At 70.3% G+C, this 13,307-nt stretch carries 11 protein-coding genes; 7 read left to right on the top strand and 4 right to left on the bottom strand.

Annotated elements, in window-relative coordinates:
- The first annotated feature begins 284 nt into the window (after positions 1-284).
- The 3 genes from LBW94_RS22960 to LBW94_RS22950 all read left to right on the top strand — a co-directional run bounded on the left by LBW94_RS22960 (position 285) and on the right by LBW94_RS22950 (position 5,724).
- On the top strand, positions 285-1,625 hold the full coding sequence (locus LBW94_RS22960; protein ID WP_416276937.1) for a DNA polymerase IV: 1,341 nt from the start codon (positions 285-287) through the stop codon (positions 1,623-1,625).
- A gap of 99 nt (positions 1,626-1,724) precedes the next feature.
- Positions 1,725-2,246, top strand: coding sequence for a hypothetical protein (locus LBW94_RS22955; protein WP_225053196.1), 522 nt, complete (start codon positions 1,725-1,727; stop codon positions 2,244-2,246).
- Between the two features lie 205 nt (positions 2,247-2,451).
- The gene (locus LBW94_RS22950) at positions 2,452-5,724 is read left to right on the top strand and encodes an arabinosyltransferase domain-containing protein (protein WP_416276932.1); all 3,273 of its coding nucleotides are present in this window, start codon (positions 2,452-2,454) and stop codon (positions 5,722-5,724) included.
- Positions 5,725-5,861: 137 nt separating this feature from the next.
- Here LBW94_RS22950 and LBW94_RS22945 read toward each other — a convergent pair whose 3' ends face one another.
- The 3 genes from LBW94_RS22945 to lspA are packed head-to-tail and all read right to left on the bottom strand — an operon-like array spanning position 5,862 to position 8,123.
- Entirely contained in the window at positions 5,862-6,518 is a 657-nt protein-coding gene (locus tag LBW94_RS22945) for a hypothetical protein (RefSeq protein WP_225053194.1), read from the bottom strand.
- Positions 6,511-7,419 (bottom strand): RluA family pseudouridine synthase, encoded by a 909-nt coding sequence (locus LBW94_RS22940; RefSeq protein ID WP_225053284.1) that lies wholly within the window; start codon positions 7,417-7,419, stop codon positions 6,511-6,513. The genes LBW94_RS22945 and LBW94_RS22940 overlap by 8 nt, the downstream gene beginning before the upstream one ends.
- Before the next feature lie 20 nt (positions 7,420-7,439).
- Positions 7,440-8,123 carry a signal peptidase II gene (gene lspA / locus LBW94_RS22935; RefSeq protein ID WP_225053192.1) on the bottom strand — a complete coding sequence of 228 codons (684 nt, stop codon included), beginning with the start codon at positions 8,121-8,123 and terminating at the stop codon, positions 7,440-7,442.
- A gap of 143 nt (positions 8,124-8,266) precedes the next feature.
- Between lspA and LBW94_RS22930 the strand changes: the two genes are divergently transcribed.
- Positions 8,267-9,181: a hypothetical protein gene (locus tag LBW94_RS22930; RefSeq protein WP_255633562.1), complete on the top strand. Its 915-nt coding sequence runs from the start codon at positions 8,267-8,269 to the stop codon at positions 9,179-9,181.
- Positions 9,169-9,936, top strand: coding sequence for a sensor domain-containing protein (locus LBW94_RS22925; RefSeq protein WP_225053188.1), 768 nt, complete (start codon positions 9,169-9,171; stop codon positions 9,934-9,936). Before LBW94_RS22930 ends, LBW94_RS22925 begins: the two co-directional genes overlap by 13 nt.
- 16 nt (positions 9,937-9,952) lie before the next feature.
- On the opposite strand, the gene LBW94_RS22920 is transcribed toward LBW94_RS22925, so the two are convergent.
- Complete coding sequence (locus LBW94_RS22920) at positions 9,953-10,675, bottom strand: alpha/beta fold hydrolase (RefSeq protein ID WP_225053186.1); 723 nt, start codon at positions 10,673-10,675, stop codon at positions 9,953-9,955.
- Between the two features lie 120 nt (positions 10,676-10,795).
- Between LBW94_RS22920 and LBW94_RS22915 the strand changes: the two genes are divergently transcribed.
- Positions 10,796-11,512, top strand: a complete 717-nt coding sequence (locus LBW94_RS22915; protein WP_225053184.1) for a TetR family transcriptional regulator — start codon at positions 10,796-10,798, stop codon at positions 11,510-11,512.
- A gap of 461 nt (positions 11,513-11,973) precedes the next feature.
- Positions 11,974-13,260, top strand: coding sequence for a cytochrome P450 (locus tag LBW94_RS22910; RefSeq protein ID WP_225053182.1), 1,287 nt, complete (start codon positions 11,974-11,976; stop codon positions 13,258-13,260).
- Positions 13,261-13,307 lie beyond the last annotated feature (47 nt).

The following is a 13,307-nucleotide window of genomic DNA, read 5'->3' as shown; positions in this document are numbered from 1 at the left end:
GATTACCGCCTGTGAATTCCCGTCCGCACCCGGCTACACCAGGGTTTTTTCCTGGTCAGCCGTCATCTGCTCCGGTGGTGACGGGTACGCCGGCGTGGCGGTCGCCGGTGTCCGATTCCCAGGAATTCATCAGCAATTCCGGCCCCGATCGCCGCGATCCGGAGGGGGCGGCCACCGGGCTGCACGAGACTGCGGCCGCCGAGCTGAGCGAGACCACGGCCGCCGTGCCGGGGGAGACCGCGAGCATCGTGCCGGGGGAGACCGCTCGCCGCTGGGTGCTGCACATGGATATGGACGCGTTCTACGCCTCCGTCGAGCAACTCACCCGGCCCACGCTGCGGGGGCGGCCGGTCCTGGTGGGCGGCACCGGCGGCCGGGGTGTGGTGGCGGGGGCCAGCTACGAGGCCCGGGTGTTCGGGGCCCGGTCGGCGATGCCGATGCATCAGGCGAAGCGGCTCGTCGGCGCCGCGGCGGTGGTGGTGCCGCCGCGCCCGGTGGTCTACAGCACGGTCAGCGCGCAGGTGTTCGAGCTGCTGCGCGAGCACATCCCGGTGCTGGAGACGCTGTCGCTCGACGAGGCGTTCGGCGAGCCGGTGGAATTGGCCGGCGCGAGCGTGGCGGCGGTGACGGAATTCTGCGCGCGGGTGCGGCAGCGGGTGCGCGAGCGCATCGGCCTGGTGGTCTCGATCGGCGCGGGTACCGGCAAGCAACTGGCCAAGATCGCCTCGGGCCTGGCCAAACCCGATGGCATCCGGGTGGTCTCGCCGGGGGAGCAGCAGTCGTTGCTGGCGGCGCTGCCGGTGCGCCGGCTGTGGGGGATCGGCCCGGTGGCCGAGCAGCGGCTGCGCTCACTGGGTATCGAGACCGTCGGCGCGTTCGCGGCGCTGCCGGAGTCGGAGGCGGCGGCCCTGCTCGGCGGCAGTGTGGGCACCGCGCTGCACCGGCTGGCCCGCGGCATCGACGACCGCCCGGTGGCCGAACGGGCCGAGGCCAAACAGATCAGCGCCGAGACCACCTACGAGCGCGACATCGTCACCCTGGCCGCGTTGCGCGCGGCCATCGAGGAGATGGCGGCCGCGGCGCACCGCCGGCTCACCGGCGACGGGCGCGCCGCGCGCACGGTGGTGCTCAAGATGAAGAAGGCCGATATGAGCATCGTGACGCGCTCGTTCACGCTGCCGTACGCCACCGAGGATCCGGCCACGCTCACCGCGGCCGCGTTGCGCTCCGCCATCGATCCCGTTGAGCTGGGCCCGATTCGGCTGGTCGGCGTGGGTTTCGGCGGGTTGTCGGAGGTGCGGCAGGAGTCGCTGTTCCCCGAGCTGGACCAGGAGGATCCGGGCCGGATCGCGGGTGCGGACGGCGAAACGCCTTCGGAGCGGCCGATTCCGGCGCCGGAGCAGGAACTGGTGCCACCCGCCACTCGCTCGTTCACCACCGAATTCTGGTATCCCGGCCGGGATGTCGCGCATCGCGAGTTCGGGCACGGTTGGGTCCAGGGCAGCGGCCACGGCCGCGTCACAATTCGTTTCGAGTCACGCTCGACAGGACCGGGTCCAGCGTATACGTTCGCTGCCGACGATATCGAGCTCTCCCCGGCCGATCCGCTCCTTAGTCTGCGTTGAATTTTGACGGGTAGCGTGAGGCCACTCGTGCGCAGCGCTGCCAGCGGGTGGTGCTGTCACGGAACGGAACTGAATCAACTCGAACGCAAAGGACGAGCATTGAAGCTTCAGAGGACTGGACGCGTCGCGGTCGCCACCCTGGCCGTCGTCGCTGCGCTCGGCATGTCGGCCTGTGGCAGCGGGGACAAGCACTCCAGCAGTAGCAGCTCGGCGAAGGTGACCACGTCGGCCAGTGCGGCCGTCGCGCCGAGCACGGCGCTGCCGCCGGTGCCGACGGCCGCTCAGCTCAACCAGGAGCTGTCCGAGGCGCTGGACCCGAACGTCCCGGCCGATCAGAAGGTGCAGTACCTGGAGGACGGCCAGGACGCGCTGGCCAAGGATCCGGACATGCTGAAGAAGCTCACCGATGCCTACCAGCAGAACAACGCGCACATCGAGGTCACCGACGTGACCTCGCTGGGTGACACCCTCACCGCGACCGTCAGCTTCTCCATCGGCGGCGGCGCGCCGCAGCCGGCCCAGGTGCCGTTCATCGCCCAGGACGGCAAGTGGAAGTTGCAGAAGAGCTGGGCCTGCGCGGGCCTGCAGAACCTGGGCGCCACCTCGCCGGCCTGCACGTAGTCGCCGTTCCGCCGGGGTCCGCGCCCGCGGCGTCGCTGTACCCACACCCTCTCCGAGTTCTCTCCCGCGGCGTCCGCGGGCGGGTTCCGGAGGGGGTGTTTCTGCTGTGACGAAGACGCGATCGGCCGGTCGGAACCTCAAAGAAGGCTGAGAATGGGGAGACGACTTCGCCGGTTACCAAACCGTGAGGCTAACATCTGCCTCCGTGACCGACACGATGGTGAAAGCGGACCAGTCGCCGCTCGATGAGGCGAGATCCGCGGTCCGCGGGTCGGGACGGGCCGGGTGGGCCGCGCGGGTCGCGCTGCTGGCCGGTCTGCTGGGCGCGGTCCTCGCGATCGCGGTACCGCTGCTGCCGGTGCACGTGGACAAGACCACGCTGAGCTGGCCGCAACAGGACTCGATGCGCAGCGTGACCGCCCCGCTGGTGTCGTACGCCCCGGCGGCCTTCGACGTCACGGTGCCGTGCCGGACCACCGCGCAGCTGACCGCCAAGGGCGGGCTGCTCGCGTCGACGATGCCCACCGGCGCACCGGATCAGGAGAAGTACGGATTCGTCGCCCGGGTGCGGGCCGCGCAGGACGGCAAGCCCGCGACGCTGGAGGCGGTGCTGCGCAACCAGTCCCTGGTGAGCGTGCCGCTGGACGAACTGGGCGACTGCACGCTCACGGTGCACGCCGACTTCACCCACGCCACCGCGGAACTCGCCGGCGCCCCGGGTGTGCAGCCGGTGACCCTGACCGGTGACTTCCGGCCGCAGCTGGTCGGCCTCTACAGCGATCTCACCACCGCCGACGGCGCCCGGATGACCGCGCAGGTGGACAGCCGGTTCTCGGTGGTGCCCACCGTCGCCAAGCGGATCGCGACCGTGCTCGCGCTGGTGCTCACCCTGGTGGCGCTGATCGCCCTGCTGGTCCTGGACCGCCGGGACGGGCGGCGCGGCCGGCTGGTGCCGCGGCGCTGGCTCACCTTCACCGGCGCGGACGTCGCCGTCCTCGGGCTGCTGCTGGTCTGGTACGTCATCGGCGCCACCACCTCCGACGACGGCTATCAGTTCGGAATGGCCCGGACCTCGTCGGTGTCCGGGTACATGGCCAACTACTTCCGGTACTTCGGGGTGCCGGAGACGCCGGTCGGCACTCCGCCCTACGACCTGCTCGCCTACATGGCGCATCTCAGCACCGCCAGCCCGTGGATGCGACTACCCACGCTGGTCGCCGGCGTGCTGTGCTGGCTGGCGATCAGCCGTGAAGTGGTACCGCGGCTGGGCGCCGCGGTGCGCAGCGATCGGATCGCGGTGTGGACTGGGGCCTTCGGCTTCCTGGCGGCCTGGCTGCCGTACAACAACGGGCTGCGGCCCGAACCGGTGGTGGCGGTCTGCCTGCTGCTCACCTGGTGCCTGATGGAGCGGGCGGTGGCGACGCGGCGACTGCTGCCCTATGCGCTGGCCATCCTGATCGCCGCGTTCAGCTGTACCGCGGCCCCGTCCGGCGTGGTGTGTGTGGCGGCACTGCTGGCCGGGGTGGGGCCGGTGTGGCGGGCCGGGGTCGCGCAGGCGCGCCGGCTCGCCGGGGTCGCACCCGGCGTGTGGTCGTGGATCCGGGCGTACGGTGCCCTGCTGGCGCCGCTGGCGGCCGCGGGTGTGCTGGTCCTGGCCGTCTCCTTCTCGGTGGAGCCGCTGTCGGCGATGTTCGAGATGCGGCGGGTGCATCAGGCCGCGCTGCCGAACGACCCCTGGTACAACGAATATCTGCGCTACCAGTGGCTGTTCATGCCGACCGTCGACGGCTCGATCGCGCGGCGGTTCGCCATGGTGGCGCTGTGGCTGGGCATGCTGGCCTCGACGTTCGTGCTGCTGCGCCGCGGCGGCCGGATTCCGCTGCTGGCCGCCGGTCCGGCGCGCCGGCTGCTCGGCACCACCTTCGGCGCGATGCTGCTGATGATGACCACGCCCACCAAATGGACGCACCAGAACGGCGTGTACGCCGGACTCGCGGGTGCGGTGGCGATCATGACCGCGGTGGCGGTCGGCCCGCGGGTGCTGCGCTCGGCGCGCAACCGGGCACTGTTCGGCGCCGTGGTGGCGCTGGCGATGGCCCAGGTGTTCACCAGCGTCAACGGCTGGTGGTACGTGTCCAGCTTCGGCATCCCGTGGTGGGACAAGCCGCCGTCGGTGCACGGTTTCGCGCTGGACCGGCTGTTCCTGCTGCTCGCCGTGCTGCTGTTCGTGCTGGCCGGTTGGTTCCATGTGCGGTCGCCGGAACCCGGTGCGCCGCAACGGGATTCGGGACGGTTCGGGCGACTGCTGCGCATCCGGCCGCTGAGTGTGGCGGTGGTGTTCCTGGTGCTGTTCGAGGTGGGCTCGTTCGCCAAGGGCGCGGTCTCGCAGTACCCGGCCTTCTCGCTGGCCCGCTCCAATGTCGATGCGGTACTGGGTAAGCCGTGCGGGCTGGCGCAGGACGTGCTGGTGGAGACCGACCCGAACGCCGGTCTGCTGGCCCCGCTGTCCGGTGACGTGTTCGCCACCTTCACCAGTGGCGCAAAGGGTTTCGTGCCCAACGGCGTCGGTGATCTGAACCCGGACGACACCGGCAGCGGCAGCAGTACCATCTCGACCTCGGTGACGCCCAAGTCCGGAGCCGATGCCGGTTCCGAAACCGGCGGCGCCGCACTGCCTTTCGGCCTGAACTCGGTCACCACGCCCGAACTGGGCACCAGCGGTCAGTCCGGCCCCGCCGAACTGACCACCGGCTGGTACAAGCTGCCCGCCGACCGCAGCGGCATCATCGCCGTCGCCGCCGCCGGGCGGATCCGGTCGGTCGACAAGGACGGCGTCGTGACCGGCGGGCAGTCCGTCGAGATCGAGTACGGCACAGCCAATTCCGACGGCACCGCACAGGCGCTCGGCAAGATCACCCCGCTCGACATCGGCCCGGCCCCGGCCTGGCGCAACCTGCGGGTCCCGTTCTCCGACATCCCCGGCCAGGCGGATGTGGTCCGCATCGTCGCCGCCGCGCGCGACCGCGATCCGGCCCAGTGGCTGGCGCTGACCCCGCCGCGGGTGCCGCAGACCCACAGTCTCCAGGACGTGGTCGGCTCGCATTCGCCGGTGCTGCTGGACTGGGCCGTGGGCCTGCAATTCCCGTGCCAGCGCCCCTTCGACCACAAGGACGGCATCGCGCAGGTCCCGTCATGGCGCATCCTGCCCGACCGGATCGGCGCGCACGACACCACCCTGTGGGAGGACCACAACGGCGGCGGCCCGCTCGGCTGGACCCAGGAACTGCTGCGCCCGCAGACCGTGGCCACCTACCTGAAGGACGACTGGCGCCGCGACTGGGGTGAGCTGCAACGCTTCACCCCGATGGACACCACCGCCGCCACCGTCGACCCCACCCGGTCCAACCCGGCCGTGACGGTCACCCAGGAGACCCGCGGCGGCATGTGGAGCCCGGGCCACATCAACACCGCCTGGTAGCCAACAGGTTTCGACACCGCGTGCCCCGGCCGAACTGCTTCGGCCGGGGCACGCCGGTCATTGCCACCGGCCGGCCGCGTTCGACTCGCCGACCGGTTTCGCCGTGGGTGTCTCGATCGCCGGCCGTCTCGGCGGGATCAGGGGGCCGGGACCGGGCCGTCGTCGGGGCCGGGGACGGCGGTGTCGAGTTGTTCGGGGAGCAGGGGGACGACGGCGAAGGTGCCGGCGGAGGCGTCGGCGGGGAGGGCCTGGACGGCGCGGATATCCTTGGTGGCGGCCAGCTTTCGGAGGTCGGGCAGGGTGCCGCGCAGAACCAGGGCGGTGACGCAGGGGCAGTCGGCGCGCAGGCGAGCGGTCATGGCGGCGGTGACCGCGCGGGAGCGGTCGTCGGTGGGTTCGGCGTAGCGCAGGGTGCCCGCGGCGGCGCGCTGGGCGTCGAGCACGGCGGCGGTGCCGGCGGGAACCGGGACGGTGATCGGCGGGGTGTACACCCGGTCGATCGGCACGTGCAGGATGACCTGGGAGATGCGCAGGCCGGCAACGTGTTCCGGGATCGCGGCGGTGCCGATGCCGGTGGTCAGCGAGAGCAGGGCCCAGTGTTGCGCGGTATCGGTGCCGGACAACGACTCCCGGGAGCGGGAGAGGTAATCCGCCACCGGCTCACCGGATTCCGGGCCGAGGCGGTCGGTGGAGATGACATCGGGTTTCGGGGTGGTCGCCGCACCCAGGACGACGATCGCGAGCAGCGCCGCGGCGGCGGCGCCGAGCGCCGCCGCCGTGCGCCGGTCAGACATGGCGGAGCAGGCCCAGCGCGTGGTCCAGATCCGGCGGGTACTCGCTGGTGATCTCCACCCAGCGGCCGTCGGCCGGGTGCGCGAAGCCCAGCGAACGGGCGTGCAGCCATTGCCGTTCCAGGCCGAGCCGTTCGGCCAGCCGCGGATCGGCGCCGTAGGTCAGATCGCCGCAGCAGGGGTGGCGGATCGCCGAGAAGTGCACCCGGATCTGATGGGTGCGACCCGTCTCCAGGTGGATGTCGAGCAGGCTCGCGGCCTGGAACGCCTCGACGGTGTCGTAGTGCGTGATGCTCGGGCGGCCGTCCGCGGTCACCGCGAACTTCCAATCGTTGCCGCGGGCCCGGCCGATCGGGGCGTCGATGGTGCCGCTCGACGGATCCGGATGGCCCTGGACCAGGGCGTGGTACCGCTTCTCCACCGTGCGGTATTTGAAGGCCCGCTTCAGCACCGTGTAGGCGTGCTCCGACTGGGCCACCACCATCACGCCGGAGGTGCCGACGTCCAGCCGGTGCACGATGCCCTGGCGTTCGTGCGCCCCGGAAGTGGAGATCCGGTAGCCCATCGCGGCCAGCGCGCCGACCACGGTCGGGCCGGTCCAGCCCACGCCGGTGTGCGCGGCCACGCCGACCGGCTTGTCCACCGCCACGATGTCGTCGTCGGCGTAGAGGATCTTCATCCCCTCGACCGGCGTCTCCTCGATGGTGAGTGCGCGCTTGGGTTCCGGGAACTCGACCTCCAGCCAGGCCCCGGCGGTCAGCCGGTCCGATTTGCCGACGGCCGAGCCGTCGATCTGGACCGAGCCCTCCTCGGCCATCGCCGCGACGGCGGTCCGGGACAGGCCCAGCAACCGGGACAGCCCGGCGTCGACCCGCATTCCCTCCAGTCCGTCCGGCACGGGCATCGCCCGGATCTCCCTCGTGCTCACGCCGGCGCCTCGCCGCCACGGGTGCGCGAACCATCCGGTTCGAAGCCGAAGACCGTCAGCGCGACCAGCAGGATCGCGCCGCAGACGATGCACGAGTCGGCGATGTTGAACACCGGCCACCAGCGGGTGACGGCGATGAAATCGACCACGTGACCCTGCAACGGCCCGGGTGCGCGGAAGATCCGGTCCACCAGATTGCCGACGGCGCCGCCGAGTACCAGGCCCAGCCCGACCGCCCAGCCCGCCGAGCGCAGCGACCGGCCGATCCGGATCACGCCGATCACCACCGCCGCCGCGATCAGGGTCAGCAGCCAGGTCATACCGGTCGCCATCGAGAACGCCGCGCCCGGATTGCGGATCAGGGTCAGCCGGACCACGTCGCCGATGATGGAGATCGGCTCGTCCGGCGTCATCTTCGCCACCACCAGCGCCTTCGTGCCGAGGTCGAGGGCGAAGGCGACGGCGGCGATGGTCAGCAGCACCGGCAGCCGCCGCGGCCGCGCCGCCGCCGCGTCGACCGAGTCCGCCCCGTCGACCGAGTCCGCGCCGACCGGATCCGCTGCCGCGTCGACCGGGTCCGGCGTCGCGGCCCCGGTGGCACGGTCGTCGCCGGGACCGGCGGGACGGGATGATTCGTCGTGCTGGTCGATGCGCTGCTCCTGCGGCCGGTCGGTACTCACGCCACACATCATCCCCTATAGCCGCACGGACACTGCCGTGACCATGGCCCGCGTCGGCACCGCCGTGCCCGCCGACCGGACACGGCCGGTCGACATCCCAGCTGTTTTTCAGGAACCGGTCGTACGCTGTGGGCGTGACGGTGTTGCCATCTCGCTCGAGTGCGCTGCTACTCGTGCTTGCGGTCGCCTTGGCCGGACTGGGGGCCGCCGGGTGCAGTACCGCCGACGCGAAGCGCGATGCCGAGGTGGAGCCGTCCGGTCTGGGTAAAGAGGTCACCGTACCGATCTCGGCGTCCATCACCACCCTGGTCCAGCCCGGCGCCGAGCCGCGGTCGGTGCTGCATCCCGCCTACGACACGGATCAGACCCAGCAGGTCACGCTGCGCACCGATCACCACATCGAGCAGCAGCTCAACGATCAGGCGGTGCGCGACTTCTCCCCGCCCGCGGTCACCATCCCGCTCACCGCCCAGGTCTCCCGCGACGGCGTCGATCTGACGCTCGGCACCGCGACCTCGCCGGATCCGGCGCTGGCCCAGCAGTTGCAGTCGGCGGACGGTTCGCACGCCGCGTTCGCGATCAGCGACGCCGGCGCGATCACCGCACTGCGACTGGCCCCGAAACCGGCCACCCCGGATGCCGCCCGCGCGGCGCTGGAGCAGGCCTTCTATCAGGCGGTCTACCAGTCGATCGCCTTCCCCGTCGAACCGGTCGGCGAGGGGGCGATATGGAAGGTGCGGCAGCGGGTGTCCAGCGGTTTCCCGCTGGATCAGGTGACCACCGCGACGCTGACCCGCCGGGACGGCAATCTGCTCACCATCCAGCTGGAGGTGACGCAGAAGCCCATCTCGACGGTGTGGAATCTGCCCAACAGCGCCGGTTCGCTGGATATCGTCGACTACCTGATGTACGGCTCCGGCACCATCACCGTGGATCTCGGCCTGCCACTGCCGGTGTCGGGATCGGTGACCGTCGGCGGCCGGCAGGTCTACCGCGACCCGCGCACCTCGGTGTCGCTGGCGCAGAACATCAGTACCCAGGTGCAATGGGGCAACTGACTTCGGCAGTGCGACCGGGTTCGGCAGCACGACCGGGTTCGGCGTGGCGACCGGTAGGCGCTGTCGTCGCCACCGCGCTGGCCGTGATGCTGCTCGGCGGATGTGGCGGCGCGAAGCACGGCGACACGCTGCCCGCACTGGGTTCCGCGGCGACCGTCGCGCCACCGGCCGCACCCGGACTCACCGACTCGGCCGCCCTGCAATCGCGACTGCTCACCGCCGGTGATCTGCCCGCGGGCTTCACCCGGCTCGACGACGGCACGCCCGGCAACGGCCCCGTGCCCGAGGACCATTCCCGGACGGAACCGGCGGCCTGCGCGAGAGTTCTGGCCCCGGTGGGCGATCAGGTCCCGGGGGCGTCGGCCCGCGGCGCGGTGCACTACGCCACCCCCGAATTCGACAGTATCGACATCGATGTCGCCAGTTATCCGAACGGCGGTGCGGCGCAGGCATTCTCGGTGGTGCAGTCGCTGCTGCGGGACTGCGGTCGCTACGACGGCACCGATGCCGACGGCACCGCCGTGCACTATCTGCTCGGCGGGCTGGACCAGCCCGCCGCCGGTGACGCCGCCGCCTCGTTCCAGGTCCGCACCACCAGTCAGGGCATGACGCTGTACTCGGTGGCGACGGTGGCGGTGGTCGGCTCCAGCGTCGTCCAGATCGCCGATACGGCGCCGAAGCCGATCGAGCCGGCCGTTCTGCACGACCTCACCACGAAGCAGGTGAACCGGCTACAGGGAGTGGCCGGTCCGTGATCCGCTCCGTCGCGATCTAGTCGGCGGCGACGTCCAGCAGGGCGTCGGCGACCGCCTGCGGTTCGGTGATCATCAGGTCGTGGCCGGTGTCGATGCTCCACAGCCGACCGGCCGCGCGGGCCTTGTCCACCATCTCCGGGTCGCGGGTGGGAATCGTGGCGGCACAACAGATGTGGTACTGCGGGATGGCCCACAGCGCCGCCTCGTCGCGCAGCTCCAGTCGCTGCTCGAAGCACTTCCACGGGTGGCCGGTCAGCCGCTCGGCCATCCACGCCTGGTCGGCGGGATCGGTGACGCCGTAGAGCAACGCCACGTCCGAGGACTCCGGCACCAGCACCAGTTCGACGCCGTCGACGACCTTCCCGAACGGCCGCACCGCCTCGATGATCGGACCGGAGACGTCGACCAGGGACTGCCCGTTCACCGGGTTGGCGGCGTCGAGGAACACCAGCCGCCCGATCCGGTCGGCGGCGCGGTCGGCGGCGCCGGTGATCACCATGCCGCCGTAGCTGTGGCCGACCAGGACGACGTCGCGCAGATCCTCGTGGAACAACAGCGACACCACGTCCTGGACATGGGTCGCCAGATCGATGCCGGCATGCAGTTGATGGGAGCGCTCGCCGAGCCCGGACAGGGTCGGCGTGTAGACCTCGTGCCCCGCCGCCTGTAACCGGCGCGCCACCCGCCGATAGCACCAGCCGCCGTGTCCACCGCCGTGGACCAGCACGTATGTCGCCATCTTCGCTCGCTCCCTGAGGGTCCTCACGCAAGCCGGGCCAACCGGATGTCCCACTGGAGAGAATACGGTTTACGCGAATGGATAACATGGTTACTCTAGTAACCGTGTTACAGTTTCGGCGTGAGCAGGGCGGCTGGCCGCGATCCGAGGGATCGCATCATCGAGGTAGTGCTCACGCTGTTACAGACCGAGGGGTACGACTCGGTGCAGTTGCGCCGGGTTGCCCGGCTGTCGCAGGCCTCGCTGGCCACCGTCTACAAACTCTTCCCGACCCGCGACGAGTTGATCGTCGCGGCGGTCGCGGAGTGGATGGCCACCAACGCGTATCCGGACCTGACGGCCCCGGCACCCGAGGAGACGGTGTACGAGGGCCTGATGCGGGTGCTGCGCAACGTCTTTCAGCCCTGGGAGCGCAATCCGGGAATGCTGGAGGCATTCCATCGCGCCCGGTCCGGTCCGGGCGGGACGCGACTGGACGCCCAGGGCTTCGACGCCGTGATCCCGGTGGCCGGGCAGATCTTCGGCGGGGCCGATCCGGAGTACGTCGCGGACGTGGGCCTGGTGCTGACCAACATGATCTACGCGTTGATCGCCCGGTTCACCGAGCGGACCATCGAGATCGGCGAGATCCTGCCGACGCTGGAGCGCGTCATCGGACGGCTGACCTCCAACAACGAGGTCGCCGCGGCGGCCGCGCTGACCCGCCGCCCGGCCCCCGGGCAGGAGGAACCCTTCTATCTGGACCCCGCCGTCACGGCGCCGTTGCGCCGCCGCGCGGACTACCGTCCCGGTGCGGCGTTCTCGGATCCGGCCGGCTCGCACACCGATGCGGGCTGACCGGATCGGAATCACGTCCGGCCGCCGGTCGGTATCCACAATCGAATGCCGACAGTGGGGGGTGGTGTTTCTGATCGGATATCCGATCGGCGGAAAGAATAGGTGAACATAATACGCGGATGGCCGCGCGGAGTCGGCCGCTGCTTTTTCCACGCCTGCTGTGCACGGCGCAGCAGACGCATTTCTCCGTACCTGATGATCCATTCAGAAACACCAATGAATACCTTTGCGGGAGCTATTGACTCGGGCATGTGACGGTCGGCACAATCTTCGCGGAAGCCAATCGGGAGAAAGTCGCCGCCGGGCCGTGAGCTCAGCTGCCGAACGGTTCGCGGACCGAATTCGTCACCGCTGAACACATCCGCCGGTGTACTACCGGAGAGTTTTGCGAGCGGCCGGTATCAATGCCGGTCGTCGCTCGAGTCGTCCTTTTTCCCGATGACCAGATCCAGGAGCCTTTCATGACCGACTTCGACACGGTCGATTATTTCACCGATCCCGCGCTGGTACCGGATCCGTATCCGTACTACGACTATCTCCGGGCCAAGCACCCGATTGTTCGTGAGCCGAACTACGGGGTGCTCGCGGTCACCGGATACGAGGAAGCCGACAAGGTGCTGCGGGATGCGGACGGGAATTTCTCATCGTGCATCGCGGTCGGCGGCCCCTTCCCGCCGCTGCCGTTCCAGCCGGTCGGTGACGACATCACCGACCAGATCGCCGAACATCGCACCGAACTGCCGATGTACGAGCACATGGTGACCATGGATCCGCCGGACCACACCCATGCCCGTTCGCTGCTGAGCCGGCTGCTGACCCCGGCGCGGTTGAAGGAGAACGAGGAATTCATGTGGCGGCTGGCCGACCGCCAGCTGGACGAGTTCGTCGCCGCGGGCAGTGCCGAGTTCGTGGCCGAATACGCGAAGCCGTTCTCGCTCTTGGTGATCGCCGACCTGCTCGGTGTGCCGGAGGAGGATCACGACGAGTTCCGCACGGTGCTCGGCGCGGATCGCCCCGGCGCCCGGATCGGCGCGCTCGACAAGGAGCACGTCTCGGCCAACCCGCTGGAATTCCTGGACGAGAAGTTCTCCGCCTACATCAGCGACCGCCGCGCCGACCCGCGCGACGACGTGCTGACCCAGCTGGCCCTGGCCAAGTACCCCGACGGCAGCACCCCCGAGGTGGTCGACGTGGTCCGCACCGCCACCTTCGTGTTCGGCGCCGGTCAGGAGACCACCGCCAAACTGCTCGCCGCCTCGCTGCGGGTGTTCGGCGACCAGCCCGAGATCCAGCAGGCCCTGCGCGCGGACCGCAGCCTCATCCCGGCCTTCGTCGAGGAGACGCTGCGGCTGCACGCGCCGGTCAAGAGCAGCTTCCGGCTGGCCAAGCGCACCACCACCATCGGTGACACCCCGGTGCCGGCCGGTTCGCTGGTCATGGTGCTGCCGGGAGCGGCCAACCGCGATCCCGAGCGGTTCGAGAACCCGCACGAGTTCCGCATCGATCGCCGGAACTTCCGGGAGCACATCGCCTTCGGCCGCGGCCCGCACACCTGCCCCGGCAGCCCGCTGGCGCGGGTCGAGGGCCGGGTGTCGCTCGAGCGCATCCTCGACCGGATGCTCGACATCACCATCGACGAGGACAAGCACGGCCCGGCCGACGCGCGGCGCTACAACTTCGAGCCGACCTTCATCCTGCGCGGTCTCACCGATCTGCACATCCGGTTCACGCCGGGCCCGGCCCACTAGGCCGAATCGGGCGGCGCCACAACCGGATCCGGCGCCGTAGTGGTAGG

This window comes from Nocardia sp. alder85J (assembly GCF_020176955.2).
Taxonomy (GTDB): domain Bacteria; phylum Actinomycetota; class Actinomycetes; order Mycobacteriales; family Mycobacteriaceae; genus Nocardia.
This window is presented reverse-complemented; position numbering and strand designations above follow the sequence as displayed.

What these genes read in the sequence shown, in the direction of transcription:
- LBW94_RS22960 (WP_416276937.1), top strand. Translation starts at nt 285, where the DNA reads ATGGATATGGACGCGTTCTACGCCTCCGTCGAGCAACTCACCCGGCCC.
- LBW94_RS22945 (WP_225053194.1), bottom strand. Translation starts at nt 6,518, where the DNA reads ATGTCTGACCGGCGCACGGCGGCGGCGCTCGGCGCCGCCGCCGCGGCG.
- LBW94_RS22940 (WP_225053284.1), bottom strand. Translation starts at nt 7,419, where the DNA reads ATGCCCGTGCCGGACGGACTGGAGGGAATGCGGGTCGACGCCGGGCTG.
- LBW94_RS22925 (WP_225053188.1), top strand. Translation starts at nt 9,169, where the DNA reads ATGGGGCAACTGACTTCGGCAGTGCGACCGGGTTCGGCAGCACGACCG.
- LBW94_RS22920 (WP_225053186.1), bottom strand. Translation starts at nt 10,675, where the DNA reads ATGGCGACATACGTGCTGGTCCACGGCGGTGGACACGGCGGCTGGTGC.
- LBW94_RS22910 (WP_225053182.1), top strand. Translation starts at nt 11,974, where the DNA reads ATGACCGACTTCGACACGGTCGATTATTTCACCGATCCCGCGCTGGTA.